At 59.9% G+C, this 25799-nt stretch carries 27 protein-coding genes; 6 read left to right on the top strand and 21 right to left on the bottom strand.

Annotated features, from left to right (window positions below; translation table 11 throughout):
• Position 1: 1 nt before the first annotated feature.
• The 3 genes from ngg to AC1RR7_RS25740 all read left to right on the top strand — a co-directional run bounded on the left by ngg (position 2) and on the right by AC1RR7_RS25740 (position 3286).
• Positions 2–1747 carry an N-acetylglutaminylglutamine synthetase gene (ngg, locus tag AC1RR7_RS25730; protein ID WP_493158691.1) on the top strand — a complete coding sequence of 582 codons (1746 nt, stop codon included), beginning with the start codon at positions 2–4 and terminating at the stop codon, positions 1745–1747.
• A 61-nt stretch (positions 1748–1808) separates the two neighbouring features.
• Complete coding sequence (locus tag AC1RR7_RS25735; protein WP_096820998.1) at positions 1809–2999, top strand: osmoprotectant NAGGN system M42 family peptidase; 1191 nt, start codon at positions 1809–1811, stop codon at positions 2997–2999.
• Between the two features lie 59 nt (positions 3000–3058).
• Positions 3059–3286, top strand: coding sequence for a YheU family protein (locus AC1RR7_RS25740; protein ID WP_003236706.1), 228 nt, complete (start codon positions 3059–3061; stop codon positions 3284–3286).
• 5 nt (positions 3287–3291) lie between these two features.
• Here AC1RR7_RS25740 and csrA read toward each other — a convergent pair whose 3' ends face one another.
• The 3 genes from csrA to AC1RR7_RS25755 all read right to left on the bottom strand — a co-directional run bounded on the left by csrA (position 3292) and on the right by AC1RR7_RS25755 (position 4825).
• Positions 3292–3477 carry a carbon storage regulator CsrA gene (csrA, locus tag AC1RR7_RS25745; RefSeq protein ID WP_102620500.1) on the bottom strand — a complete coding sequence of 62 codons (186 nt, stop codon included), beginning with the start codon at positions 3475–3477 and terminating at the stop codon, positions 3292–3294.
• A 136-nt stretch (positions 3478–3613) separates the two neighbouring features.
• Positions 3614–3946, bottom strand: coding sequence for a YnfA family protein (locus AC1RR7_RS25750; protein ID WP_085710895.1), 333 nt, complete (start codon positions 3944–3946; stop codon positions 3614–3616).
• 63 nt (positions 3947–4009) lie between these two features.
• Entirely contained in the window at positions 4010–4825 is an 816-nt protein-coding gene (locus AC1RR7_RS25755) for an SDR family oxidoreductase (RefSeq protein WP_102620501.1), read from the bottom strand.
• Between the two features lie 256 nt (positions 4826–5081).
• On the opposite strand from AC1RR7_RS25755, the gene AC1RR7_RS25760 reads away from it, so the two are divergent.
• Positions 5082–5240 (top strand): DUF3309 family protein, encoded by a 159-nt coding sequence (locus AC1RR7_RS25760; RefSeq protein WP_169432680.1) that lies wholly within the window; start codon positions 5082–5084, stop codon positions 5238–5240.
• A gap of 59 nt (positions 5241–5299) precedes the next feature.
• Here AC1RR7_RS25760 and AC1RR7_RS25765 read toward each other — a convergent pair whose 3' ends face one another.
• From AC1RR7_RS25765 to AC1RR7_RS25810, 10 genes are all read right to left on the bottom strand, one after another.
• Positions 5300–7393, bottom strand: coding sequence for an LTA synthase family protein (locus AC1RR7_RS25765; RefSeq protein ID WP_102620503.1), 2094 nt, complete (start codon positions 7391–7393; stop codon positions 5300–5302).
• A 314-nt stretch (positions 7394–7707) separates the two neighbouring features.
• A complete protein-coding gene (locus tag AC1RR7_RS25770) occupies positions 7708–8313 on the bottom strand; it encodes an START domain-containing protein (RefSeq protein ID WP_085704686.1) in 606 nt (201 codons plus the stop codon).
• A 41-nt stretch (positions 8314–8354) separates the two neighbouring features.
• On the bottom strand, positions 8355–8609 hold the full coding sequence (locus tag AC1RR7_RS25775) for a YkgJ family cysteine cluster protein (protein WP_102620504.1): 255 nt from the start codon (positions 8607–8609) through the stop codon (positions 8355–8357).
• Positions 8610–8775: 166 nt separating this feature from the next.
• Positions 8776–9252: a translation initiation factor 2 gene (locus AC1RR7_RS25780; RefSeq protein ID WP_096820993.1), complete on the bottom strand. Its 477-nt coding sequence runs from the start codon at positions 9250–9252 to the stop codon at positions 8776–8778.
• A 78-nt stretch (positions 9253–9330) separates the two neighbouring features.
• Positions 9331–10770, bottom strand: a complete 1440-nt coding sequence (locus AC1RR7_RS25785) for an aminotransferase-like domain-containing protein (protein WP_096820992.1) — start codon at positions 10768–10770, stop codon at positions 9331–9333.
• Positions 10771–10970: 200 nt separating this feature from the next.
• Positions 10971–11783, bottom strand: coding sequence for an OmpA family protein (locus AC1RR7_RS25790; protein ID WP_249482814.1), 813 nt, complete (start codon positions 11781–11783; stop codon positions 10971–10973).
• On the bottom strand, positions 11780–12136 hold the full coding sequence (locus tag AC1RR7_RS25795; protein ID WP_096820990.1) for a DUF4398 domain-containing protein: 357 nt from the start codon (positions 12134–12136) through the stop codon (positions 11780–11782). The genes AC1RR7_RS25790 and AC1RR7_RS25795 overlap by 4 nt, the downstream gene beginning before the upstream one ends.
• 9 nt (positions 12137–12145) lie before the next feature.
• Positions 12146–12982 carry a substrate-binding periplasmic protein gene (locus tag AC1RR7_RS25800; protein ID WP_192558681.1) on the bottom strand — a complete coding sequence of 279 codons (837 nt, stop codon included), beginning with the start codon at positions 12980–12982 and terminating at the stop codon, positions 12146–12148.
• Between the two features lie 80 nt (positions 12983–13062).
• Positions 13063–13992, bottom strand: a complete 930-nt coding sequence (locus AC1RR7_RS25805) for an electron transfer flavoprotein subunit alpha/FixB family protein (RefSeq protein ID WP_085710904.1) — start codon at positions 13990–13992, stop codon at positions 13063–13065.
• Positions 13993–14742, bottom strand: a complete 750-nt coding sequence (locus AC1RR7_RS25810; protein WP_003226982.1) for an electron transfer flavoprotein subunit beta/FixA family protein — start codon at positions 14740–14742, stop codon at positions 13993–13995.
• Between the two features lie 525 nt (positions 14743–15267).
• Here AC1RR7_RS25810 and AC1RR7_RS25815 point away from each other — a divergent pair.
• Complete coding sequence (locus AC1RR7_RS25815) at positions 15268–16932, top strand: electron transfer flavoprotein-ubiquinone oxidoreductase (protein WP_096820988.1); 1665 nt, start codon at positions 15268–15270, stop codon at positions 16930–16932.
• A 66-nt stretch (positions 16933–16998) separates the two neighbouring features.
• On the opposite strand, the gene AC1RR7_RS25820 is transcribed toward AC1RR7_RS25815, so the two are convergent.
• Positions 16999–17889, bottom strand: coding sequence for an AraC family transcriptional regulator (locus tag AC1RR7_RS25820; protein ID WP_102620507.1), 891 nt, complete (start codon positions 17887–17889; stop codon positions 16999–17001).
• A 191-nt stretch (positions 17890–18080) separates the two neighbouring features.
• On the opposite strand from AC1RR7_RS25820, the gene AC1RR7_RS25825 reads away from it, so the two are divergent.
• Complete coding sequence (locus tag AC1RR7_RS25825; RefSeq protein ID WP_493066365.1) at positions 18081–19133, top strand: NAD(P)-dependent alcohol dehydrogenase; 1053 nt, start codon at positions 18081–18083, stop codon at positions 19131–19133.
• 4 nt (positions 19134–19137) lie between these two features.
• Here the strand turns inward: AC1RR7_RS25825 and AC1RR7_RS25830 are convergent, their stop codons facing one another.
• The 7 genes from AC1RR7_RS25830 to AC1RR7_RS25860 form a co-directional block, all read right to left on the bottom strand.
• Positions 19138–19941, bottom strand: a complete 804-nt coding sequence (locus AC1RR7_RS25830; RefSeq protein ID WP_493158692.1) for an IclR family transcriptional regulator — start codon at positions 19939–19941, stop codon at positions 19138–19140.
• Positions 19942–20001: 60 nt separating this feature from the next.
• Positions 20002–21312: an MFS transporter gene (locus AC1RR7_RS25835; protein ID WP_096820984.1), complete on the bottom strand. Its 1311-nt coding sequence runs from the start codon at positions 21310–21312 to the stop codon at positions 20002–20004.
• A gap of 97 nt (positions 21313–21409) precedes the next feature.
• Positions 21410–22558: a galactonate dehydratase gene (dgoD, locus tag AC1RR7_RS25840; RefSeq protein ID WP_007950849.1), complete on the bottom strand. Its 1149-nt coding sequence runs from the start codon at positions 22556–22558 to the stop codon at positions 21410–21412.
• 46 nt (positions 22559–22604) lie between these two features.
• Positions 22605–23225 (bottom strand): 2-dehydro-3-deoxy-6-phosphogalactonate aldolase, encoded by a 621-nt coding sequence (locus tag AC1RR7_RS25845; RefSeq protein ID WP_102620509.1) that lies wholly within the window; start codon positions 23223–23225, stop codon positions 22605–22607.
• Between the two features lie 19 nt (positions 23226–23244).
• Positions 23245–24234, bottom strand: coding sequence for a 2-dehydro-3-deoxygalactonokinase (locus AC1RR7_RS25850; RefSeq protein WP_493158693.1), 990 nt, complete (start codon positions 24232–24234; stop codon positions 23245–23247).
• Between the two features lie 77 nt (positions 24235–24311).
• On the bottom strand, positions 24312–25250 hold the full coding sequence (locus tag AC1RR7_RS25855; protein WP_493158694.1) for a hypothetical protein: 939 nt from the start codon (positions 25248–25250) through the stop codon (positions 24312–24314).
• Positions 25247–25777 (bottom strand): hypothetical protein, encoded by a 531-nt coding sequence (locus AC1RR7_RS25860; RefSeq protein WP_493158695.1) that lies wholly within the window; start codon positions 25775–25777, stop codon positions 25247–25249. Before AC1RR7_RS25860 ends, AC1RR7_RS25855 begins: the two co-directional genes overlap by 4 nt.
• Positions 25778–25799: the final 22 nt, after the last annotated feature.

The following is a 25799-nucleotide window of genomic DNA, read 5'->3' on the forward strand; positions in this document are numbered from 1 at the left end:
GATGAAACCTCACGCCACGGCTTACAGCCAACGGCTGCTGCGCGGTCAGACACCGTCCTACGAACGATTGCAGGCGCGTCTGGCCGAGGATGGCAATCAACCGAGCGCCGAGCCGATTGCCGTGCATTGCGGCTGGGGCCGCTTGCTGATCGGCCACACCTTTCCCGACCCGGCCAGCCTCGCCCAAGAGTTGCTCAACGAGCACCCGGGCGAACGCGATATTGCGCTGTACGTGGCCGCGCCGCAGCAGGTTCTCGGCCTGGAGCCGACTCAACTGTTTCTCGATCCGTCCGACACGTTGCGCCTGTGGTTCAGCGATTACCGTCAGGCAACACGGGTGTTTCGCGGCTTCCGCATCCGTCGCGCGCAAAGCGAGGAGGACTGGCAGTCGATCAACCAGTTGTATCAGGCGCGCGGCATGTTGCCGATCGATGCCACCCTGCTCACTCCGCATCATCAGGGCGGACCGGTGTACTGGCTGGCCGAGGACGAGGACAGCGGCGCGGTGATCGGCAGCGTGATGGGCGTCAATCATCAGAAGGCTTACAACGACCCGGAAAACGGCAGCAGCCTGTGGTGCCTGGCGGTCGATCCGCAGTGCTCGCGTCCCGGAGTCGGTGAAGTGCTGGTGCGGCATCTGATCGAACACTTCATGAGTCGGGGCCTGAGCTACCTCGACCTGTCGGTGCTGCACGATAACCGCCAGGCGAAAAACCTCTACGCCAAACTCGGCTTCCGTAATCTCTCGACCTTCGCCATCAAGCGCAAGAACGGCATCAACCAGCCGCTGTTTCTCGGGCCGGGGCCGGAGGCCGAGTTCAATCCCTATGCACGGATCATTGTCGAGGAAGCCCATCGGCGTGGCATCGATGTGCAAGTGGATGATGCCGACACCGGGCTGTTCACCCTCAGCCATGGCGGTCGCCGGGTGCGTTGCCGCGAGTCACTGAGCGACCTGACCAGCGCCATCAGCATGAATCTGTGCCAGGACAAGAGCCTGACCCATAAAGTGCTGAAAAACGCCGGGTTGAATGTGCCGGCACAGCAACTGGCAGCGAATGCGGACGACAATCTGGCGTTTCTCGACGAGCATCAGCGGGTGGTGGTCAAACCGCTCGACGGTGAACAAGGCCAGGGTGTGGCGGTGGATCTGCAAAGCATCGAAGAGGTGCAGCAAGCCATCGAAACGGCGAAGCAGTTTGACAGCCGCGTGTTGCTCGAAAGCTTCCACGAAGGCCTCGACCTGCGGATTCTGGTAATCGGTTTCGATGTGGTCGCGGCGGCGATCCGGCGTCCTGCCGAAGTGGTCGGCGACGGCCATCACTCCATCGGCGCGCTGATCGAAGCCCAGAGCCGACGCCGGCAAGCGGCCACCGGCGGCGAAAGCAAAATCCCGCTGGACCACGAAACCCAACGCACCTTGCACGCGGCAGGTTACGACTACAGCAGCATCCTGCCGGCCGGCGAGCATCTGTTCGTGCGGCGTACGGCGAACCTTCACACCGGCGGCACCCTAGAAGACGTCACGGCGATTCTGCATCCGACTCTGGTCGATGCCGCCGTGCGTGCGGCGCGAGCACTGGACATTCCGATGGTCGGGCTCGACCTGATGGTGCCCGCCGCCGATCAGCCGGAGTACGTGTTCATCGAAGCCAACGAACGGGCGGGCCTGGCCAACCATGAACCGCAGCCGACGGCCGAGCGGTTTGTCGATCTGCTGTTTCCGCACAGTCAGCCGGCCGTTTGATCTCTCTTCAGCGTCATTCCCGTGTCGAACGCGGGAATGACGCCCCGCAACAGGAGTTTCCATGACCACCCACATTCCCGAACCGGATCTGAACTACCTGCAAAAAGTCCTGCTGGAAATGCTCGCCATTCCCAGCCCTACCGGGTTCACCGACACCATCGTGCGTTATGTCGCCGAGCGGCTGGAAGAGCTCGGCATCCCCTTCGAAATGACCCGTCGCGGCACCATCCGCGCCACACTGAAGGGCAAAAAAAACAGCCCCGACCGTGCAGTGTCAGCGCACCTGGACACCATCGGTGCCGCCGTGCGCGCGGTGAAAGACAACGGGCGCCTGACCCTGGCGCCGGTCGGTTGCTGGTCGAGCCGTTTCGCCGAAGGCAGCCGCGTCAGCCTGTTCACCGACAACGGTGTGATCCGTGGCAGCGTGTTGCCGCTGATGGCTTCCGGGCACGCCTTCAACACCGCCGTCGACGAAATGCCGATCAGTTGGGATCACGTCGAACTGCGCCTGGACGCCTACTGCGCGACCCGCGCCGATTGCGATTCGCTGGGCATCAGTGTTGGCGATGTGGTGGCGTTCGATCCACTGCCGGAGTTCACCGAAAGCGGCCACATCAGCGCCCGACATCTGGATGACAAGGCCGGGGTCGCGGCGCTGCTCGCAGCACTGAAAGCCATCGTCGACAGCGGTCAGGAGTTGATGATCGATTGCCATCCGCTGTTCACCATCACCGAGGAAACCGGCAGCGGCGCGGCGGCGGCGTTGCCGTGGGATGTCAGCGAATTTGTCGGGATCGACATCGCGCCAGTTGCGCCCGGCCAGCATTCCAGCGAACACGCAGTCAGCGTGGCGATGCAGGATTCCGGCGGGCCTTACGACTATCACTTGTCGCGACACCTGCTGCGTCTGGCCGGTGAGCATGAGTTGCCGGTGCGCCGTGACCTGTTCCGCTATTACTTCAGCGACGCCCATTCGGCCGTCACCGCCGGCCACGACATTCGTACCGCCCTGCTCGCCTTTGGTTGCGATGCGACCCACGGCTACGAACGCACGCACATCGACAGCCTCGCCGCGCTGAGTCGTCTGCTGGGGGCGTACATCCTGAGTCCGCCGGTGTTCGCCAGCGATGCGCAACCGGCCAACGCGTCACTGGATCGCTTCAGTCACCAGATCGAGCACGAGACGCAAATGGAAAGCGACACCCGGGTGCCCTCGGTGGACAGCCTGGTGGGGCAACGCTCGGACAGTTGAGTCTGGCCCTCGGCGGTCATTCGCCGTAGCATCCCGACATTGATTTAGCCGAGGTGCCCATGCTGATTCCCTACGACGCGCTCGAAGTCGACACCCTCACCCGCCTGATCGAGGACTTCGTCACTCGCGACGGCACCGACAACGGTGACGACACCCCACTGGAAACCCGCGTATTGCGGGTTCGCCAGGCCCTGACCAAAGGTCAGGCGCTGATCGTCTTCGATCCGGACAGCGAGCAGTGCCAGTTGATGCTCAAGCACGACGTGCCCAAGCACCTGTTTGACTGAAACGGTCAGTGGCCCTTGCCGTTGGCCTGTTTGCGCTGGATCCGCTCGTAGACTTCGGCGCGGTGTACGTTGACCTGCTTTGGCGCCTCGACGCCGAACCGCACGCTGGAGCCGTTGACCGCCAGAACGCGCAAAGTGATGTTATCGCCGATGGAAATCAGCTCACCGACAACACGGCTGAGTACAAGCATGAGGGTTGTCCTTCAAGGTTTTCGAGCCTTGAAGATGCGCGGCTTTCGAGCGCCCTACAATGCGCTGCGGGCAAATCAGTCAAACCCTACGCGCCCGGGTGCTTTGGCCTTCAGACGTTTCCTTCAAGTCGGTGTTTCAGGTCGCCGAAAACCGTGGCCCGAACAGAATCACGCTGGCACCGATCACGCACAAGGCGACACCGATCCAGTCCGACCCCAGCGGACGGATGCGCTCGACCACCGCCAGCCAGCCAATCGAAGCAATGATGTAGATGCCGCCGTAAGCGGCGTAGGCGCGACCGGCGTAGGTCGCTTCAACGCGCGTCAACAACAGTGCAAACAAGGTCAGGCTGAGCAGCGCCGGGATCACCCACAAGGCGCTCTTGCCCTGGCGCAACCACATCCAGAATGCGAAACAACCGGCGATTTCGAACAGCGCGGCGAGGAAAAACCACAAGTAGTTGAGCATGCAGATGACTCGTCAGGGTGACTGTGGCGGTCACCCTAACGACGGGGCTTTGGCGGTGCAAGTTCAGCTGTTGTTCTGTTTGGCCTTGGCGCGCATCTTTTCGGCCATCGCGGTCATTTCGTTGTAGAGCAACTGCGGGTTCTTCTGCTTGATCGCCCAGGCCATGCGGCCTTGTTCGTGGGGCAGGATCATGAACTCGCCGGCGGCGACCTGTCTGTAGATGTAGTCGGCAATATCGGTGGCAGTGATCGGCGAACTTTCCAGCAACTTGCCGACCTGTGCTTTCATCGCCGGCGTCGGGCCACGGAAGGAGTCCAGCAGATTGGTCTGGAAGAACGACGGGCACACCACGTGGACACCGACTTCCTGTTGGGCCAGTTCGATCAGCAGGCTTTCGGACAACGCCACCACACCGGCCTTGGCCACGTTGTAGTTGCTCATCGCCGGGCCTTGCATCAGAGCCGCCATCGAGGCGATGTTGATGATCTTGCCCTTGCTCTGTTCCAGCAGCGGCAGGAACGCCTTGCAGCCCTTGACCACGCCCATCAGGTTGATCGCGATCTGCCAGTCCCAGTCTTCCAGCGACAACTCGCTGAAGAATCCGCCCGACGCCACGCCCGCGTTGTTGACGATGATGTCGATGCCGCCGAATTTCACTTCACAGGCCTGGGCGAACGCGGTGAGCTGGCTGTAATCACGCACGTCGCAACGCTGGATGAAGCCGTCGCCACCGGCCTCGCGAACGAGTTTGAGGGTCTCCTGCAGACCGGGCTCACTGACGTCCGACAAGGCCAGTTGCCAGCCTTCACGCGCCCAGCGCAGCGCGATTTCGCGACCCAGGCCGGAGCCCGCGCCAGTGATCATCATGCGATTTTGCATAGCAAACAGCCTTGTTGTTCCGGGGAAGATGCGCGGAGTGTAGCGAAGGATCCGGAGCGACCCACGCTCCATCAGATTGCTGAATGGCTGGAGCAAACCGTGGCATCAAACGAAATAAGACCGTGAACCAAATACACTGAAAAAACATTGAATTTTCTTTCACGCGCGCCAGTCGGAATTTGTAAGCCGTCTGGATTTAGTTCAACTTCCAGCCGCCCTTGAACACCAAGACTTCCCAGACACTATCAACAAGGAAATCGACATGGGCACAATTCTTATCATTATCCTGATCCTGTTGCTGATCGGTGGTCTGCCGGTCTTCCCACACTCCAGAAGTTGGGGTTACGGTCCTTCGGGCATTATCGGTGTAGTGCTGGTGGTACTGTTGGTTCTGCTGTTGCTCGGTCGGATATGACCTTTTGACCGACAAAAAAAGAGGCCCTGAAAAGGGCCTCTTTTTATTGCGCCAGATGATCAGTCCGGCTTGCCGTTAATCACACCGGCAGTGTTGTCGAGCAGGCTCTTGGTGGCCGTTTGCAGGAACGCTTCGAGTTTGAGTTTCAACTCGGCGGTGCGCGGTGCGTCCGGAATGATTTCGGCGGAAGGATTCGCGCCCAGTTGGTACTGGTAGATCTTCGGCGCCATTTCCTTCTCTTTCGGCAGTACAAGGATCTGGTCAGCGGTGACGATGGCGGTGGTCTGCTCGCTGCCCGACGGCTTGATCACACCGAAACCGGTGTCGCCTGCCGGCAGGTTCAGCAAGTCACGACCCCAGCACTGATGACGCACTTCGCCACCCAGGCGACCCATGATGGTCGGCACGATGTCGATCTGCGTACCCACGGTGTGGTCACGAGTACCGAATTTTTCCTGGATGCCCGGTGCGATCATCAGCATCGGCACGTTGAAGCGGCCCAGGTCCATTTCGGTGATCTGACGCTCGTTGCCAAAGCCGTGGTCGCCGACGATGACAAACAGGGTTTCCTTGAAGTAAGGCTCCTTGCGGGCCTTTTCAAAGAACTGGCCCAGTGCCCAGTCCGCATAACGCATGGCGGTCAGGTGCTCGTTGAGCGTGCCACGATCCGTCACGCGCTCGACCGGCAATGGCGTCGGCAAGGCGTAAGGCGTGTGGTTGGACAGGGTCTGCAGCAGCGCGTAGAACGGCTTGCCGTTTTCACGTGCCTTGAGCTCCACCAGACCACGGTCGAACATGTCCTGGTCGGACACGCCCCAGGTCGGATCGGAGAACACCGGGTTGACGAAGTCATTGCGGCCAACGAAGTTGGTCATGCCCTGGTTGCTGAAGAAACCGGACTGGTTGTCCCAGGCGAAGTCGCCGTTGTAGACATAGACGTCGTCATACTTGCGCGCGCTGAGCAGCTGCGGCAGGCCGGACAGTTTGTGGCTGCCTTCCGGGGTCTGCATCAGGTATTCGAAACCCGGCAGGTTCGGGAAGCAGGCCATGGTGGCGAACATACCCTGGTGGGTGTGGGTGCCGTTGGAGAAGAAACGGTCGAACAGCAGGCCTTCCTTCGACAGTTTGTCGAGGTACGGCGTGATATTGCCCGGCGCGCCCAGAGCGCCCACCGAGTGACCGGCCATGCTTTCCATGAGGATCACGACAACGTTCTTGATCGGCAGGGTCTTGTCGGCTGGCGGCGTGTAGTCACGACGCACGGCGGCGATGTCGGCATCGACCAGTTTGTCGTCCGGCATGACCAGCATCTCGCGCACGACTTTCTGCGCCTGATCCTGCGGGAGCGTGGCTTTCCAGATGTTGTTGCGGTCTTCGCCCATGCGGTCCTTGGCGGCCGCGATCAGCGACAGGGTGCCATTGAGGCCGAGCTGGTTGGCGAAATTCGATTCGGTGGTGTACACGTCACCCCAACGCAGCGGCGGGCCTTGACGCAGGGTGCCACGCACGGCGACCACACAGATCAGCAGGCACACCACGAACACCGCCAGACGCGCATACCATGGCGCTACCTGACGAGTGCCGACGTTGCCGCCACTGAACGGGCCACGCGGACGGGTCAGACGGTCGGCGCCCTTGAACGCCAGGGTCAGGATCACAGTGCCCACGGCCCAGGCCAGCAGGTAGCGCACCACCGGGAAACCGTACCAGAGCATGCTCATCACGGTTTTCGGGTCTTCCTTCACGTACTGGAACACCAGGCCGTTGAGGCGCTGGTGGAACTCGCGGTAGAAGTCCATTTCCATCAGGCCGAGGAACAGCGCGATGCTGGAGGTCACCGTCAGCCATAGACGGAAGAACCCGCGCGCGGCCATCGCCCGGGCACTGAACAGCGCCAGCACCATCGGAACGCAGAGGTAGACCACCAGGCGCAGGTCGAAACGCAGGCCGTTGGCGAAGGCTTCGAGGAACGTCGAAGCCGGGGTGTCGAGGATCATCTCGCGGTTGTAGACCAGCAGCGCGAGGCGCAGCACGGAAAACATCACCATCATGACCAGTGCGCACAAAAGCGTGTAGGCCAGATGCGATTTGACGGTCGGTTGCAGCAGGCGACTGGAAGATCGCTGCTGATTCAGGGCGTCCGGGTTTGCCATGTCGTTTTAGGACCCATTGGAAGTTGAAGTTGCAAAAATACAGCTGCGCCCTGCCCTCTGTTGGCCATTCCAGGCCCCGGGGCTTGCGCGGTGCGCAAATGTTGCACGATCACCGGCGGCATTGCCATTGATTACTGCCCCGCTGCCGGACTCTTTCATTAAAGGCACGGCATACCCGGACAGCTGCAAACAGCGCGGGCGAATTGTCTTGAAGACTTTGTGAAAATTTCGTTCAACGCATATCCGGAAACACAATAAACCTACAAAACAAAACGCCCCGAGTTCTTCGGGGCGTTTGCAGAGGAACGCGATACTTACTTCTCGGCGCGCTCTTTCAGGGCTTTCAAGGTATTGAACGGTGCGTCGACCACAAACTTGTTGGCAATCATCGACGGCACGCTGCCACCTGGCTCGGTGTGGACCTGATAGGTCACTTCGACCTGATCGCCTTTTGGCACGAACTTCCAGAAGCCTTTGACCTGAGCTACGCGCACAAAGCCTTTTTCTTCCGGCAGGTACTTCGGCAGGCCTTCGAGGTTGCGGGTCAGGCTGCCATCGGCGCCTTCAACGGTGGTGACATGCAGGATCGAGTCGCGCGGGGTCACTGGCCACGGCGTGTTGAACTGGGTGTAGGTCCAGCTCTGGTCGCCTTCGTGCTTGAGCAGTTTCTGGGTCTTGCACTCGTGAATCCAGGCACAGGCGCCGGAGACGTCTTCCTGCAATGCGCGCAGTTTGGCGACGGTGGTCTTCATCAAGGTCACGCCCTGATAAGACTTGTAGTCCGAACCCGGCACTTCGCTCAGGGAGACCTTGATGCCATCTTCGTTCTTGGCCACTTTCCAGTCTTCAGCCTGGGCAGCCGAAGTGGCCAGCACGGCAGTCAAACCACACAACACAGCGATACGATGCAGCGAACCCATAGTCTTATTCCTTATTGTTGAAGTTCCGTTCGTTTGACACATCACGCCGCCGTCATCTGCTCCCACCAGCCGAGCAGTCTGATCGCGTCTTCCTGACTGCTTCCGCAGACTTCGACATCGGCCTTGAACCCTGAACAGACCGCTGGACGTTCCGGTTGGCCGAAAATGCTGCACAGGTTTTCGACCGAGAGCTGAACGCAACGTTCGCCGGCAGGTTTGCCATCGGGCATGCCCGGAATCGGCGAGCTGATGGAAGGGGCAATGCAACAGGCGCCACAACCTTCACGGCAGTTCATGACGACGAGTTCCTCGCGACGGGCAATGTGTTAAAGGGACGCGGAACAGGGTAACCGCTAAAACGGCTGTTTTAAATTCCCTGAACCGGGGTTTTTACGCAGAAACGAAAGTGACTGACCAGTCTCCGACAAAGCGTCTGGTCTGCGGGTCACGGATCGATTGAATTTACTGCTTGAATTCGAAATCCAGCGCAGCGCCTTCGACTTCGCGGCGCTCTTCATTGCGCAGCTGCAACTGCATTTCATTGCTCAGCAAACGACCGTTGAGCTGGAAGCCGCTGTTCTTCTCGCCAAACATCTGCGGCAGGATCGCTTCGCGCTTGGGCAGCGGCACGGTGCCAACCGGCTTCAACTGCTGAACCATGTCCTTGGGCAGGCTCAAGTCGAGTCTGGCCGGGGGTAATGGCGTCTTGGCCACTTCACTGGCGGATTTCGACTTGGAAGCGATCGGTGCACGTTTCTTGGCGGGAGCGGCTTTCTGCTGCTTTTCTTTCGCAGGAGCGGCTTTCTTGCTGGCAACCGGCTTTTTCACCGTGGACGCTGCTGTCGGTTTTTCCGAAACGGCAGCGGCCATGACAGCTGGCGCGTGACCGATCATCAACAGACAAAGCAAAACCCAGGCAGCAGGAAAAATCGCTTTCATGGAACCTACAACGCTAACGGCAGAGGGCCATATGCTCGCTTGTTGAACGCCACATGACAAGCGCGCCGCGCTGTCTGTTCAGAAACCGCCGGCCATTTCCTGACACAGTTGAGTCGCCAGCAGACCAAGCGTCATCAGCGCCCGCTCCGCCTCGCGATTCCACGGCGTGCCGCAGTTCAGCCGAATGCAGTGGTTGAACTGCTCGGTATTACTGAAAATCAGCCCCGGCGCGATACTGATGCCCTGCTGTAATGCGCGGACATGCAATTCCTGTGTGTTGACCCGCCCCGGCAGGCTCACCCAGAGAATGAAACCGCCCGTGGGTCGGGTCATTTGCGTGCCTTCGGGGAAGTACTGCTGCACCGCCAGCTGGAATGCGCTGAGGTTTTTTCGGTATTCCTGGCGGATGTACCGCAAATGCCGGTCATAACCGCCATTTTCCAGATAAGCGGCGATCGCCATTTGCGTGACGCTGCAAGCCGAATGCGTGGTGAAGGTCTGCAGACGCTGGATTTCCTGTTGATACTTGCCGGCAATCATCCAGCCGACGCGCACACCGGGTGACAAGGTCTTGGAAAAACTCGAACAGTAAATGACCCGATCCAGCCGGTCGTAGGCCTTGAGCGCCTTGGTGCGACCTTGCTCGAACATCAATTCGCCATAGATGTCGTCTTCGACGATCTGGATATCGAAGTCCGAGGCCAGGCGCAGCAATTGTTTTTGCCGCTCTTCGGGCATGGTGCCACCCAGCGGGTTACTCAGCCGGGTCGTCAGCACCAGCGCTTTGATCGACCATTGGTTGGCCGCCAGTTGCAGGGCTTCCAGACTCATGCCGGTGGCCGGGTCGCTGGGAATTTCGATGACTTTCAGGCCCAGCAGGTCGGCCAGTTGCAGCAATCCGTAATAGGTCGGTGATTCGGCGGCGATCAGATCGCCCGGGCGCGTCAGCACCCGCAGCGACATCTGCAAGGCATCGACACAACCGTGGGTGATCACCACTTCCGACGGGTCGACCACCACACCGGCGTCGCGCATGCGGATCGCCACTTGTCGGCGCAACGGCTCGAAACCGGGGCTGAACATGTAGCTGAAGGCGCGCGGGCTATGGAATCGGGTGACCTTGGCCAATTGCTGATGCAGTGCGCGCACCGGTAAATAATCGACACTGGGCACCGCTGCACCCAGCGGGAACACGCCTTCGCGGCGCGACTCGACCAACACTTGCTGAATGATGCTGGCGCGGGTGACCAGGCCAGGTCGTTCGACCCGGGCAATGTCCGGGGTCGGTGCGGTCAGTGCCGGGGTCTGGTGCACGTAGTAGCCAGACTGCGGCCGTGCACGGATCAGCCCCTGATCCTCGAGGTTGGCGTAAGCCTGCAACACCGTGGCATGGCTGACGTTGAGCTGCGAACTCATCTTGCGCACCGAGGGCACGCGCTCGCCCGGCTGATAGACGCCGCGGCGGATGTCTTCGGCCAGTTGTTGAGCAATACGTTGGTAGAGCAAGAGATTGGTCATGACGCAGCACTCGATATCACGGGCGTTTTATTTTTGTGTGAACAATACCGGAACAGTCTGGAAGTGTACTGGGACAGTTGCCATATTAGTCAACCATACAGTGCAGTGTCGGATAAATCTGTACTGCTTTGTGAGGTAATCGACAGACGTAAAAAAGCCCGGCGCTGCATGACAGGCCGGGCTTTCCAGTAACGCCACCCTCAGCGGGCGGCGCCGAGCTGGCCTTTTTCGTCGGAGAACACGATTTCCACGCGACGGTTCTGCGCACGCCCACGCTCGGAAGCGTTGGCGTCCACCGGGTATTCGTCGCCGTAGCCTTCGACCTGAATGCGTTTTTCGTCGATGCCCAGGTCCGTCAGCACATCGGCAACCGACTGTGCGCGGTCGCGGGACAGTTTGAGGTTCTCTTGTTTGCCGCCAGTGCTGTCGGTGTAACCCTCGATACGCACCACGCGTTTCGGATTGAGTTGCAGGAACTGCACGATCTTCAAGACCACGCGATTCGCCGAATTCTTCAGCTCGGCTTCGCCGGTGTCGAACAGCACGTCACCCAGGGTCATCACCAGACCACGGTCGGTCTGGGTGGTGGCGAGAGCAACGATCTGCTCTTCCAGCCATTTGCCCTGCTGCTGCACGCTCAACAGTTTGGACTCGCGCAGTGCCAGTTGCAGGCGTTGGCGCTCCAGCTCCAGCTTCGCCGCGCGCTCTTCGTTGAGCACCAGATTGGTGTGCTCGCGGGCGATCTGGCTGTAACGCTGACTCAGATAGGAGTAATGCGCCACGTCCGAGCCACTTCCCCAGTAAGTGGAGAGACGATCGGCGCGGGCCAGGGATTCACCGGCACGAATCACGTCTTTCGGCGCGATACGCAGCACATTGGAATCTTCCTTGACCTTCTGGAAGTCAGCGCTGGCTTCCTGCAAGGCGGTTTCGCTGTGTTGGCCGGCGCAGCCATAAAGGCTGGCGCAACCCACGAGGATCAGAGTGCCGAAGGCTTTTGAAGTCAGGCTCATTGGGCATCCCCCAGTTGCTTGCGCAGACGGACAATGCGGGTATTGAGCACGTTCAGTTGCTCTTCGCTCTTCTGGGTCAGCACCTTGGCTTCGGCCAGGCGTGCATCCAGTTCGGCCTGTTCGGCGCGCATCCGCGCGTTCTTGAAGGATTCGCCGGCCATGCTGCCTTTAGCCCGGTTGAACTTGTCTTCCGCCAGTTTCATTTCCGGCACTTCGTCGGCGGTGGCGCCGACGGCCTTGGCCTGCTCCAGCGCCTGTTCGGTCAGGCGCATTTGTTCATTGGGTGCCGGATCGCTGGCGCAACCGGCCAGGGCCAGAACGGCCAGGGCCGTGAAAAGAACTCGATTACTCACTAAGAATCCCTACTGTTTTGGGGCGCTGACAGGTGGTTGCGGCGGCTGTTGCTGCTGCGCCTTCCAGCGCTCGATGTTGCGTTGCAGCGCGGCTTCCGTCAGGCCGGACGCGGGCAATTCTGTCATCTTTTTGGCCAGCTGTCCGCGCAACCACGGATCGTTGCAAGCCGAGTTGTGGGAAAGCGCAAGGAACAGACCGGGCCGGTCAATCGGTTGCTCGAAAGCCAACAGATCATTGGCCATGCCCAGGGCCTGCGCGGCGGCCATCCCCGAGTAGCGGCCGGCGAGTACATATTCCACTTCGCCCAGCAGCAGTTTCTGCAGGGCCTGAGTGAGGTTTGCCGTACGGGTCAGGGTCAAATGCTGCTCGGCAAAAGTGCCAAATGCCTGGGTCATTCGAGACTTTTCCGACAATCCTCCTTGATGACCCTGGAGATCCTTCGCTTCGCTGTAGACCAGGGTCGAGCCTTTGCGGGTCCACACCAGATAGTCGTTTTCCAGCAGAGGGGGATGGATGTAGTCGAGGTTTTCCAGCTCGTTGAAGGTCATGGGCGCGTCGGCCAGCATGTCCATGCGCCCGCTGCGCACTTCGTCGAGGGCCTGTGAGCGTTTACCGGCATAAAGCAATTCGACCTTGATGCCCAGATCCTTCGCCACTTGCTGCAACAGGTCGGCACTGGCACCGATCAACTGTTTGGGATTCTGCGGATCCTGCCAGAGATACGGCGGTGCATCCGGGCTGCCGGTGACGACCAGTCGCTCGCATTTGCCCGCCGCCATGGACAACCCCGGCAACAGGCTGGAACACAGCAATAACGAGAAACCCAACCGGCGATGCAGATCCATGGCGAAACGCTCCCACTCAAATCCGAGACAAAAAAAAGCCCGACCAACAGGCCGGGCTCTTTATAAGTGAAGCCGCCGGATTAGACCAGCTTCTCCAGCTCAGGTACGGCTTCGAACAGATCCGCCACCAGGCCGTAATCGGCCACCTGGAAGATCGGCGCTTCTTCGTCCTTGTTGATCGCAACGATCACTTTGGAGTCTTTCATGCCGGCCAGGTGCTGGATCGCGCCGGAGATACCGACGGCGATGTACAGCTGAGGCGCAACGATCTTGCCGGTCTGACCGACCTGCATGTCGTTCGGTACGAAACCTGCGTCGACTGCGGCGCGGGAAGCACCAACAGCGGCGCCCAGCTTGTCGGCCAGCGCGTACAGGTGTTTGAAGTTGTCGCCGTTCTGCATGCCGCGGCCGCCGGAAACGACGATCTTGGCAGCGGTCAGCTCAGGACGATCAGATTTCGCAAGCTCTTCGCTGACGAAGCTGGAAGTACCGGCGTTGTGAGCAGCGGCAACCGCTTCAACGGCAGCCGAACCACCTTCAGCAGCAACCGGGTCGAAACCGGTGGCACGCACGGTGATCACTTTGATCGCAGCGGTCGATTGCACGGTAGCGATGGCGTTACCGGCGTAGATCGGACGCTTGAAGGTGTCAGCGCTTTCTACCGAGATGATCTCGGAGATCTGGTCAACGTCCAGCTGGGCGGCAACGCGCGGCAGGATGTTTTTACCGTTGGAGGTGGCGGCAGCCAGGATGTGGCTGTAGCCCTTGCCCAGTTCGGCGACCAGCGGAGCAACGTTTTCCGGCAGCTGATGCGCGTAGGCAGCATTGTCAGCGTTCAGGACTTTGCTCACGCCTGCGATTTTCGCGGCGGCTTCAGCCACGGCGCCAGCGCCCTGGCCTGCGACCAAAACGTGGATGTCGCCACCGATTTTGGCAGCGGCAGCAACGGTGTTCAGTGTGGCCGGGGCCAGCACTTTGTTGTCGTGTTCAGCAATAACCAAGATAGTCATTTAGATTACCTTCGCTTCGTTTTTCAGTTTCTCGACCAGTTCAGCCACCGACTTGACCTTGATGCCAGCGCTGCGTGCAGCCGGCGCTTCGACTTTCAGGGTCTTGTTGGTGGAGGCGGTGGAAACGCCCAAAGCGTCCGGAGTCAGCACTTCGAGAGGCTTCTTCTTGGCTTTCATGATGTTTGGCAGGGACGCGTAGCGCGGCTCGTTCAAACGCAGGTCGGTGGTGACGATCGCTGGCAGTTTCAGGGAAACGGTCTGCGCGCCGCCGTCGATTTCGCGGGTCACGGCAACGCTGTCGCCGGAAACTTCGACTTTCGAGGCAAAAGTGCCCTGACCGTAGCCGCTCAGTGCTGCGAGCATCTGGCCGGTCTGGTTGTTGTCGCTGTCGATGGCCTGTTTGCCCAGGATCACCAGCTGAGGCTGTTCCTTGTCGACCACGGCCTTGAGCAGCTTGGCCACGGCCAGGGAAGTCAGGTCTTCAGCGGATTCGACGAGGATGGCGCGGTCGGCACCCAGAGCCAGTGCGGTACGCAGCTGTTCCTGAGCGGTGGACGGGCCGATGGAGACGACGACGATTTCAGTCGCAACGCCTTTCTCTTTCAGGCGTACGGCTTCTTCCACTGCGATTTCGCAGAATGGGTTCATCGACATCTTGACGTTGGCGAGGTCTACGCCGGAATTGTCCGCCTTGACGCGAACCTTGACGTTGTAATCCACAACGCGTTTGACAGCTACAAGAACCTTCATGGATTCCTCGTTACTCTCCGGTGAAAAGAAAGTCGCCTAGGCGAACCTGGCGGTTGATGCTCATCGGGCACAAGGGCACCTCTAAAAACGCCGGCTGAGCGGGATGACCGTTCGTCAGTCGTGACCGACGAGTCATGCCGCTTCGCGGTGTGTAAACTGCGCGCCGAACCTGCGCTGCGCATCACCGGTTACCGCCTACGCCCTGTCTTTAGAGGTGCTCTTGAAACCACCATTCAGCCTACGGCGAGCGCAAAACCGCCCGTATCTTGACCGGAACGCCCATTCTGGTCAATACGCCAAAATGCCCTGTCATAAGCCGCGCTTCTTTGATTTCTCTGGGCTGGAGCCGATTCAAACAAACGTTTGTATTGGACGCTAAGAGTGGTGTAGATATAATGCGCCGCCTAGAGAGAAAGGTGGTTTGCCCATTATTAGCCTTGACGTTAACGTAAAGGCAATAACGGATACGACACCGAACCTCCAAATTAGAAAAAAAACTGTTGAGCCTTGAGTAGGAGATAGCCTGTGGAACGCGAATACATGGAATTCGACGTGGTCATCGTCGGTGCCGGCCCCGCTGGCCTGTCCGCCGCCTGCCGTCTGAAGCAGAAGGCCGCCGAAGCCGGTAAGGAAATCAGCGTCTGCGTGGTCGAAAAAGGCTCCGAAGTCGGCGCACACATCCTTTCCGGTGCCGTATTCGAACCACGGGCCCTGAACGAACTGTTCCCGGACTGGAAAGAGCTCGGCGCCCCGCTGAACACGCCAGTCACCCGCGATGACATTTTCGTGCTGAAAAACGCCGAAAGCGCGCAGAAAATCCCTGACTTCTTTGTGCCCAAGACCATGCACAACGAAGGCAACTACATTATTTCCCTCGGCAATCTGTGCCGCTGGCTCGCTCAGCAGGCCGAGAACCTGGGCGTGGAAATCTACCCGGGCTTCGCCGCTCAGGAAGCACTGATCGATGAAAACGGCATCGTGCGCGGGATCATCACCGGTGACCTCGGCGTCGACCGCGAAGGCCATCCGAAAGAAGGCCTGTACACCCCGGGCATGGAACTGCGTGGCAAATACACGCTGTTCGCCGAAGGCTGCCGTGGCCACATCGGCAAGCAACTGATCAAGCGTTACAACCTCGACAGCGATGCCGATGCCCAGCACTACGGCATCGGCTTGAAGGAAATCTGGGAAATCGACCCGGCCAAACACCAGCCAGGCCTGGTGGTGCACACCGCCGGTTGGCCGATGGACATCATGGGCACCGAGAACACCGGCGGCTCCTTCCTCTATCACCTGGAAAACAACCAGGTGGTGGTCGGCCTGATCGTCGATCTGTCCTACAGCAACACCTACCTGTCGCCGTTCGACGAATTCCAGCGCCTCAAGCATCACCCGGTGCTCAAGCAGTACCTGGAAGGCGGCAAGCGCATCAGCTACGGCGCCCGCGCCATCTGCAAGGGCGGCCTGAACTCGCTGCCGAAAATGGTCTTCAAGGGCGGCGCGCTGATCGGTTGCGACCTCGGCACCCTGAACTTCGCCAAGATCAAGGGCAGCCACACCGCGATGAAGTCCGGCATGCTCGCCGCTGAATCCGTGGCCGACGCACTGTTCGCTGACAAGGACGGCACCGAAGAGCTGACCACCTACGTCGACGCCTTCAAGAAGAGCTGGCTCTACGAAGAACTGTTCGCCAGCCGCAACTTCGGCCCGGCGATCCACAAGTTCGGCGCCATCGTCGGCGGTGGTTTCAACTGGCTGGACCAGAACATCTTCGGCGGCAAACTGCCGTTCACCCTGCACGACACCAAGCCGGACTACGCCTGCCTCAAGCTCGCGGCCGACTGCAAGAAGATCGACTACCCGAAACCCGACGGCAAGATCAGCTTCGACAAGCTGAGCTCGGTGTTCATCTCCGGTACCAACCATGAAGAAGAACAGCCGTGCCACCTTAAACTGACCGACCCGACCATCCCGTTGAGCCGCAACCTGCCGATGTACGACGAACCGGCGCAGCGTTACTGCCCGGCCGGCGTGTATGAAGTGATCACCAAGGAAGACGGCGAGAAGCGCTTCCAGATCAACGCCCAGAACTGCGTGCACTGCAAGACCTGTGACATCAAGGACCCTTCGCAGAACATCACCTGGGTGACGCCGGAAGGCGCTGGCGGCCCGACTTACCCGAACATGTAAGTCGATCTGCAGAACATCAAGGCTCCCTATATGGGGGCCTTTTTGTTGCCTGCGATTTGTAAAAGATCAAGCCGCGCGCTCATCCCCCGGGCTGCGTTCGAAATAGCGTTTGTACTCGCGACTGAACTGCGACGTGCTCTGATACCCCACCCGATGCGCCACCTGCGCGACACCCAGCCCCTCGGCGATCAACAACGTCTGCGCCTTCAACAAACGCAAACGCTTCAGATACTGCACCGGTGACAGCAACGTGCTGCGTTTGAAGTGTTCGTGAAAGGTCGAAACGCTCATGTTCGCGCAACTGGCCAATGTCTCGACGTTCAACGGTTCGGTGTAGTGCGAATGCAAATGGCTGATCGAAGCCGCCACCCGGGCAAACTGCCCCTGCTGCTCCACCAGCGCCCGCAATACATCAGCCTGTGGACCGCGCAACGCGACGAACAACAACTCCCGCACCCGCGCAGGCCCGAGAATCTGGCACTCCAGCGGATCGTGCAGACAGCGCAGCAAGCGTTCGACGCAACCGCGCATGTCATCGTCGAGCACCACCGAGGTCATCGACTCCGGTGTCTGCGCCGGAATATGCCGCCCCGGCGCCAGGCCCATGGCCAGCACCAGCTCACCGAGCAACACCCGGTCGATCGCCACCGATACGCCGAGCAACGGCGCGTCCGGCAACGCATAGGTTTCGCACTCGAACGGCACCGGCAACGCCTGGATCAAGTAATGCCCGGCACCGTATTCCATGGTGCGCGGCCCCAGATACGCCAGTTTGCTGCCCTGGGCGATGATCATCAGGCTCGGTTCATAAATGTGCGGGCCACGGGCAACGTCGCAACTGGCGCGCAATACCTGCACACCCGGCAGCCCGGTCTGGCTGTAACCATCGCGCAGCGCCAGCGGTTCGATCAGCGAAACCAGCATGGCATTGGCATCAAGGTGACGGGTCAATTGCATCGGGTGGCTCTTCAGAAAAAATCACGGAAAAAGGGATAAAAGCATCATCGCAGATCCTTTTGCCAATGCGACCGATCAACCCCGCATGCCGGAGGATTAGGCATGACACCCGGAGGAATCGCCATGGCCGGACGACCGGACGGCGCCCAGAATGCGCCGCCTCACTTGTCACTGCTTTTGCGAGGTTTCACATGTACACCGCCATCGGCTATGCCGCTCAAACGGCCACCACCCCCCTCGCCCCGATGAAATTCGAACGCCGCAGCCCTCGGGCCGACGATGTCGCCATCGAGATTCTGTACTGCGGCGTCTGCCACTCCGACATCCACCAGGCGCGCAACGAATGGGGTATTGCCGTTTACCCGTTGATGCCCGGTCACGAGATCGTCGGAAAAGTCACCGCTGTCGGTGCGAACGTCACCAAACACAAAGCAGGAGATTTGGTCGGTGTCGGCTGCATGGTCGATTCCTGCCGCACCTGCGAAGCCTGCCAGTCGAACCTCGAGCAATACTGCCTCGAAGGCCCGACCATGACCTATGCCACACCCGACCGGGTCGATGGCAGCAACACCATGGGCGGTTATTCGGACAGCATCGTGGTCAGCGAGCACTTCGTGGTGCGCATCCCCGAGAAGCTGGATCTGGCAGCGGCTGCTCCGATTCTCTGCGCCGGCATCACCACTTACTCGCCACTCAAGCACTACGGCGTGAAGGCCGGCGATAAGGTCGGGATTCTCGGCATGGGCGGCCTCGGCCACATGGGCATCAAGTTCGCCAAGGCCATGGGCGCTGAAGTGACGCTGTTCACCCGCTCGGCGAGCAAGGCCGAGGAAGGTCGTCGTCAGGGCGCCGATCATGTGATCGTGTCCACCGACGAAGAGCAGATGAAAGCCGCCGCCGGTCGATTCGATTTCCTGCTGGACACCATTCCAGTGCAGCACGATCTCAACCCGTACCTCGACACCCTGCGCTTCGACGGCGTGCACATTCTGGTGGGCCTGATCGAACCGATCGACCCGCCGGTCCACGCCGCGAAACTGGTATTGGGCCGTCGCGTATTGGCCGGCTCGCTCATCGGTGGCGTCGCCGAAACCCAGGAAGTGCTGGATTTCTGTGCCGAGCACAACATCACTTGCGACATCGAAATGCTCGACATCCGCCAGATCAACGAAGCCTACGCGCGGATGATCGCCGGCGATGTGAAGTACCGTTTCGTGATCGACATGGCGACCTTGAAACTCTGATTCCTCAGACCTTCAAGCCAAGCTCCGCCGAAAGCCGGGTTGTGACCCCTTTGATCAGGGGAATCAGCTCGGCCATTTTCTCCAGCGGCATATACGGCACGGTGCTGGCGATGCTGATCGCCGCGACGATGCGCTTGCTCGCGTCGCGGATCGGCGCCGCCACGCAACGGATCGACGGTTCGTTGTCTTCCAGATCGAACGCGTAGCCGCCGGCCACGTACTCGGTCATCCGCTGCTCAAGCTGCTCCCACGACTGCTGGGGATGCTGCGGCCAGAACTGACTTTTCCCACCCGCCGGCAGGCTGATGTCGTACAGACGCTGCCAATCCTGCGGCGCGTCATCCAGCATCAAGGCCTTGCCGATCCCGGTCCGCGCCAGCGGCATGCGATGGCCGACCCGCGAGCGCATTTCCGGGCCGTTGCGCCCCGGATTCTTCAACAGGTACAACACTTCGTCGCCTTCACGAATCCCCAGGTGAACGGTATCGCCAGTCAGCGCCGACAACTCGTCCAGATAAGGCCCGGCCAGGGTCACCAGCGGCAACTCTTCACGCGCCTGGAAACCCAGTTCGATCAGCTTCGGCCCCAGCAGATAACCGACTTGCGGCACGACGCGCAGGTAACGCTCGTCCACCAGGCAACTGGCCAGACGATGGGTGGTGCTGCGCGTGGTACCGATCAGGCGGGCAATCTCTTTGAGATCGCGGGCGCCACTGGCGACGGCCTGCACCACACCCAACCCGCGAAGCAGGGTCTGGGTGCCGGTCGGCGCGGCGTCCTTGGCGTTTTTCGGGGCGTCTTCCTGCATATCCAGCCTTTAGCGTTGAGCGAGGGAACGGGCGGCATTATGGTCGCCCGACAGGGACGACTACAACTCGATGCGCTCGACCTTGCCCACCAGCAGCACGTAGGACAAAGCACCAATCAATGCCAGAACCGCGATGTAGGTGATCGCCGGAGCGAACGAATCGCCGCTGGCCAGAAAGCCGATGACAATCGGCGTGGCAATCGCCGACAGATTGCCGATGAAATTGAACACCCCACCGGTCAAGCCCAGCAGCCGCGCCGGCGCCAGTGTCGACACCAGCGACCAGGTGATCGACGCCAGCCCATTGCCGAAAAACGCCAGGGCCAGGAAAGCAATCACCAGCGGCGTCGATTCGACGAAGTTGGCGCCGATGATCGAGGTGGAAATCAGCAGGCCACCAATGATCGGCAATTTGCGCGCAAACCCGACGGTACAGCCACGGCGAATCAGGAAGTCGGAAAAGAACCCGGAGCACAGCACGCCGATGAACGCAGCGAGAAACGGCAGAGACGCCAGCAGTCCGGACTTGATGAAGTCCATGCCGCGATATTTCACCAGATAGGTCGGGAACCATGTCAGGAAAAACCACAGCGTCGAGTTCAGGCAGAACTGGCCGAGGTAAATTCCCCACAACTTGCGTTTGCTGAGGACGATGCCGAGATCGGTCCAACTGAATTTCGCTTTCACTTTGGCGGCTTCGGCGGCGATGTCCACCAGCCCTCCGCCCTCACGGATCAGGTCGATTTCGCCTTCGTTGGCGCCTTTGAAATCACGCGGTTCGCGATACACCGCATACCAGATCGCGGCCCAGACAATGCCCACCGCCCCCGTCACGACAAACACCATGTGCCAGCCAAACTCATGTTGCAGCCAGGCCAGTACCGGGGTCAGAAACGCCAGCCCGACAAACTGCCCGGAGGTGTAGAAACCGATCGCCGTGGCACGTTCGCGCTCGGGAAACCAGGTCGTCACCACGCGGCTGTTGATCGGATACGCCGGCGCTTCCAGCGCACCGACCGCCATGCGCAGCACGAACAGGGCGATGAAACTGGCGGCGAAACCGAGCATCACCGTGGCCAGCGACCACAACAGCAGCGCGACGCTGTACAGGATGCGCGGTGGCACCCGATCCACCAGCCAGCCGCCGGGAATCTGCATGGCGGCGTAGGTCCAGCCGAACGCGGAGAAGATCAGTCCGACATGCACCGGGTCGATGCCCAGCTCGGTGGTGAGCGCCGGGGCGGCAATCGACAGATTGCTGCGGTCGAGGTAGTTGATGACCACGGTGATGAACAGCAACACCATGATAAAAAAACGCTTGCGGCTGGGCGTGACTAACGTCGCTTGCCCGGTGAGGGTTTGCGGTTGCATGGGGAGAACCTCTTCTTATGTTTATTGAGGTTGGCCTGAGGCCTTGAGTCGTTCCCGCGCTCGGCACGGGAACGATCAGATGTGCTGAGTCAGCCACTCACCACTCGGCAAAACTGCCATCGGCATGGCGCCAGATCGGGTTGCGCCAGCGATGGCCGACCGCCGCGCGTTCGATCACGTATTCCTCGTTGATCTCGATCCCCAGGCCCGGGCCGTTGGGGATTTTCACGAAGCCTTTGTCGTAATCGAACACCCTTGGATCCTTCACATAATCGAGCAGGTCATTGCTCTCGTTGTAATGGATGCCCAGGCTCTGTTCCTGGATAAACGCGTTGTAACAAGCGGCGTCCAGTTGCAGACACGCCGCCAGTGCGATCGGCCCCAGCGGGCAGTGCAGTGCCAGCGCCACGTCGTAGGCTTCGGCCATGTTGGCGATCTTGCGGGTTTCGGTGATACCGCCGGCGTGGGAGGCATCCGGCTGGATGATGTCGACGTAACCTTCGCTCAACACCCGTTTAAAGTCCCAGCGCGAAAACAGCCGCTCACCGAGGGCAATCGGCGTGCTGGTCAGCGGAGCCAGTTCTTTCAGCGCTTCGTAGTTTTCGCTGAGCACCGGCTCTTCGATGAACATCAATTTGTACGGGTCGAGTTCCTTCATCAGCACCTTGGCCATGGGCTTGTGCACCCGGCCATGGAAGTCGACGCCGATGCCGACGTTGGGCCCGACCGCATCGCGCACTGCCGCGACATTGGCCAGCGCCAGATCGACTTTCTCGAAGGTATCGAGGAATTGCAGTTCCTCGGTGCCGTTCATTTTCACCGCGGTAAAACCACGGCCCACCGCCTCTTTCGCGGCCCGCGCGGTGTCTGCCGGACGATCGCCGCCGATCCACGAATAAACACGGATCTTGTCCCGCACCTGACCACCAAGCAGATCACTCACCGACACACCAAGCGCCTTGCCCTTGATGTCCCACAACGCCTGGTCGATGCCGGCCAGTGCGCTCATGTGGATCGCCCCACCCCGATAGAAGCCGCCGCGATACAACACGGTCCAGATGTCTTCGATGTTGCGTGGGTCTTTGCCGATCAGGTAGTCGGACAATTCCTCGACCGCTGCCGCGACGGTGTGGGCGCGGCCCTCGACCACGGGCTCGCCCCAACCGGTCACGCCCTCGTCGGTTTCGACTTTCAGGAAGCACCAGCGCGGCGGGACGATGAAGGTGGTCAGTTTGGTGATTTTCATCTTTTTGTCTCTCTTATAGATGCAGCGCACGCAGCGCCAAAAAGTCTTAGCGAAGGGCTTTCCAGGCCGCCACGTAGGCCTTGGCATTGGCCGCCACTTGCTCGGTCGTCATGCCCGGTTTGAACAACCCGGAACCGAGGCCGAAGCCTTTGACGCCGGCATCGATGAACGCCTGCATGTTGTCCGGGGTAATGCCGCCGACCGGCGCCAGAATCGTCCCGACGGGCAACACCGCCAGCCACGCTTTCACCACTGCCGGCCCCATCTGCTCGGCCGGGAACAGCTTGAGAATGTCCGCGCCCTCCTCCAGCGCCGCAAAGGCTTCGGTCGGCGTGGCAACACCCGGCGACAGGTACAGCCCCGCCGCTTTCGCTGCCCGCAACACCTTGGCATCGCTGTGGGGCATGACGATGACCTGGCCGCCTGCTTCCTTCACTAAATCCACCTGTTCCGGCGTCAGCACCGTGCCGGCACCGATCAGGCAATCGGCGGGCAGGGTCTTGCGCAGGATGCGAATGCTTTCGTACGGCGCGGGGGAATTGAGCGGTACTTCGATGACGCGAAATCCGGCCGCATACAGGACTTCTCCGACAGCAGCGGCTTCCTGCGGATGCAGGCCGCGCAGGATCGCGATCAGACCGTTTTGCGCCAGTGCTTGCTTGAGCATGTCAGGCCTCCAGTCAGGGTTAACGGGATGAGGAATCGATCAGTCCGGCGGCAAGCACCAATTGCCACAGCCCACGCTCGGTGGCCTGCTCGGCCAGGGTCACCCGGGCGAAACCACAGGCGTCGAGCGCACGGCTGTAGCGGGCGCACAACTGCGCGTTGCCGATGAGGATGATCGAAGGAAGCTGTGCACTGTTGCGACGGCGCCGTTGCACGGTGGCCAACGCTGTCAGCTCGTGGCCGATCAGCAGGCCGGACAGATAGTCCGGTTGCGCAGTGGCGCTGAGTTCGCCGGTCAGGCCCAGGCTGCGGGCGCTGAACAGGGTCGACAGCACGCCGATTTCGCCCTCGGCCGACAACGTCACCTGCACGCCGCGATCAAACGCCTCGGCATCGAACGTCGCGCTGTGCTGTTGGGTACGGCCGAGAATGCTGTGTTCACTGAGCACGGCGAACACTTCGCCGGTCATGAAGGTGTCGAAACGGGTGATGCAGCCGTCGGCCACTTCCACCCATTTCGAATGACTGCCCGGCAGGCCGATCAACAGATCATTGCCCGCCTCGACCGGCAGATTCTGCAGGACGCCGAGTACCTGGGTTTCTTCGCCGCGCATCACGTTCGGCAGCGTCGAGCGCTGAATCACACCCGGCACGATGTGCACATCGACACCGCGAAGACTGCGAACGGTTTGCAGGGATTTTCCGAGATCGGCGACGTTGGCCGGCGTATCGCGGTAGGACGCTTCGCGCCAGCCCTGAGCGCTGCCGACCATGCCGCAGGCAATCACCGGCAAGTCGGGTTGCGCATCGAGCCAGTCGCCGCACGCCTCATCGAATGCCAACTCAAAACCGTCGGCGCATTCACGACCGTTGATGACCCGCGGCGTCTTCGGCAACTGCATGATCCCGAACGACAGCGACCGCTGCGCCAGCACCTGCCCGCCCGCCGCGAGTTTGTAAGCACGTAGGGAGGTCGTCCCCCAATCGAGCGCGATCAATTGCGCCAGCATCGCTTCACCTGTTTTGTTATTGGCAGTGAGTGAGCTGGACTATAGACCTCTCAAGCGCGAAATCTCAATATGTAATTTTACATCCCATATTTTGGGACGTCTTCAATCCAAGGCGTCCATCGCTCGACAGGATCCAGGTGCTTGTTGAGGATGACGCTCAAAGATTCATGCTCACTCGCTCCCACCTCATGTGTACGCCCCTCCTCGTCGGCTATGCCTGGCTCCTGACGCCCGTCTCCTCGAATGATGATGTACGCCGCCTGGGGTGCAGGCGTTCCCTCTGCTCCTGCAACAATCCTCAATTTCGTATTGTTCGGCGCAAAGGAGGCCAACATTCCGGCATAGGGCACATCACTGCATAGCCCGAGACTGTCGATCCGGTCATATCCTGCTGCCAACTCATAGCGCCAACGCACGATGCACACCGACGCAAGTGGCAGCAATGAACGCGGCTGGTCAGAGGGTTTAAGCGAGACACGCGACGGTGCCAAACGTGGATTTTCCAACTGGGCAATGAATCGCGACGTGGGGATGTACATGACTCTTGAGTAGTAGGCGACATACGGAAACGCGGTGATCACCACCTTGCACGGAATGTATTCCTGCGGCTTGAGGATCTGCACCAACTCAACGGGTCTGACCCACTCCCGGCCGTCGTTGAGGGCGTGATTCTTCAGGTTGATCCTTGCAAACATCTCATACCGGCGGTCGCCTTCGATCAAACGCATTTCACTGACCGTCCCCGAAGCTTCCAGAGCGATCTGATGTTCGACGGAAAAATTCAGGTCACCATTCAGCGAGCAATTAATCGAGGTTCCAATCTGGCCTCTCTGTCCATGCACTTCATACAAATCGATGAGGTTTCGGTCAGAGGTGAAACGCAGATCGTACAAGGAAGAAAATGCGTGATTGATCGAGACAAATTCAAGCCTGGCAGGTGGAACGTCGAGATGCAGGCAGGACGAACACATCAAGAAACTGCTCAACAGCAACCATTTGCAAATACGAAAGTTCAACGTTCCTCCTCCTTGGTCAGAACGCGAACAAAATCGGAGGCTGGAACACCCATTGGTCTTGAGTAGTAAACTCCATAGCCATAAGCGGAGGCATAAAACCGGCATGCCAAAGCATTGCGAGCATTCAACAACGCCAAAAGATCTTTCGAAGAAATGAACGTATTCGAGCCGGTCTCATGGTCGGTATGAATCGCATTCAGTTCCGCCGAGTACTGATGCCTGGTCTGTGAGTCCGTACGATCAACTTCAACCATCAAGCCATCCAGATAGTCTGACTCACCCTGCCTTTCAAAGAGTTCCACTTTCGCACCCAGATAGCACGCCAACCCTTCATAGGTTTGGTTTCTACCTGCATGGGTATCGAAGAATTTCAGCAAATCCTTATCCGAAGAAAACCGGACATCAAAGCGTGCGTAATCAGGCACATAGCTTACAGACTCAAACTGTATATCAATGGGCGGCACCGGTGGATTTTGCTTGCAAGCACCGCACAAAAATAACAAACCTACAACTATATATTTCTTCAAGGGAGAATCCTGTTAATTACAA

This window comes from Pseudomonas sp. GW821-FHT11G12, from assembly GCF_058808055.1.

Bases quoted from the DNA above. Each gene is read 5' to 3' on its own strand.
- ngg (WP_493158691.1), top strand. From the start codon at position 2: ATGAAACCTCACGCCACGGCTTACAGCCAACGGCTGCTGCGCGGTCAG.
- AC1RR7_RS25735 (WP_096820998.1), top strand. From the start codon at position 1,809: ATGACCACCCACATTCCCGAACCGGATCTGAACTACCTGCAAAAAGTC.
- AC1RR7_RS25740 (WP_003236706.1), top strand. From the start codon at position 3,059: ATGCTGATTCCCTACGACGCGCTCGAAGTCGACACCCTCACCCGCCTG.
- csrA (WP_102620500.1), bottom strand. From the start codon at position 3,477: ATGCTTGTACTCAGCCGTGTTGTCGGTGAGCTGATTTCCATCGGCGAT.
- AC1RR7_RS25750 (WP_085710895.1), bottom strand. From the start codon at position 3,946: ATGCTCAACTACTTGTGGTTTTTCCTCGCCGCGCTGTTCGAAATCGCC.
- AC1RR7_RS25755 (WP_102620501.1), bottom strand. From the start codon at position 4,825: ATGCAAAATCGCATGATGATCACTGGCGCGGGCTCCGGCCTGGGTCGC.
- AC1RR7_RS25765 (WP_102620503.1), bottom strand. From the start codon at position 7,393: ATGGCAAACCCGGACGCCCTGAATCAGCAGCGATCTTCCAGTCGCCTG.
- AC1RR7_RS25770 (WP_085704686.1), bottom strand. From the start codon at position 8,313: ATGGGTTCGCTGCATCGTATCGCTGTGTTGTGTGGTTTGACTGCCGTG.
- AC1RR7_RS25775 (WP_102620504.1), bottom strand. From the start codon at position 8,609: ATGAACTGCCGTGAAGGTTGTGGCGCCTGTTGCATTGCCCCTTCCATC.
- AC1RR7_RS25780 (WP_096820993.1), bottom strand. From the start codon at position 9,252: ATGAAAGCGATTTTTCCTGCTGCCTGGGTTTTGCTTTGTCTGTTGATG.
- AC1RR7_RS25785 (WP_096820992.1), bottom strand. From the start codon at position 10,770: ATGACCAATCTCTTGCTCTACCAACGTATTGCTCAACAACTGGCCGAA.
- AC1RR7_RS25790 (WP_249482814.1), bottom strand. From the start codon at position 11,783: ATGAGCCTGACTTCAAAAGCCTTCGGCACTCTGATCCTCGTGGGTTGC.
- AC1RR7_RS25800 (WP_192558681.1), bottom strand. From the start codon at position 12,982: ATGGATCTGCATCGCCGGTTGGGTTTCTCGTTATTGCTGTGTTCCAGC.
- AC1RR7_RS25805 (WP_085710904.1), bottom strand. From the start codon at position 13,992: ATGACTATCTTGGTTATTGCTGAACACGACAACAAAGTGCTGGCCCCG.
- AC1RR7_RS25810 (WP_003226982.1), bottom strand. From the start codon at position 14,742: ATGAAGGTTCTTGTAGCTGTCAAACGCGTTGTGGATTACAACGTCAAG.
- AC1RR7_RS25820 (WP_102620507.1), bottom strand. From the start codon at position 17,889: ATGCAATTGACCCGTCACCTTGATGCCAATGCCATGCTGGTTTCGCTG.
- AC1RR7_RS25825 (WP_493066365.1), top strand. From the start codon at position 18,081: ATGTACACCGCCATCGGCTATGCCGCTCAAACGGCCACCACCCCCCTC.
- AC1RR7_RS25830 (WP_493158692.1), bottom strand. From the start codon at position 19,941: ATGCAGGAAGACGCCCCGAAAAACGCCAAGGACGCCGCGCCGACCGGC.
- AC1RR7_RS25835 (WP_096820984.1), bottom strand. From the start codon at position 21,312: ATGCAACCGCAAACCCTCACCGGGCAAGCGACGTTAGTCACGCCCAGC.
- dgoD (WP_007950849.1), bottom strand. From the start codon at position 22,558: ATGAAAATCACCAAACTGACCACCTTCATCGTCCCGCCGCGCTGGTGC.
- AC1RR7_RS25845 (WP_102620509.1), bottom strand. From the start codon at position 23,225: ATGCTCAAGCAAGCACTGGCGCAAAACGGTCTGATCGCGATCCTGCGC.
- AC1RR7_RS25850 (WP_493158693.1), bottom strand. From the start codon at position 24,234: ATGCTGGCGCAATTGATCGCGCTCGATTGGGGGACGACCTCCCTACGT.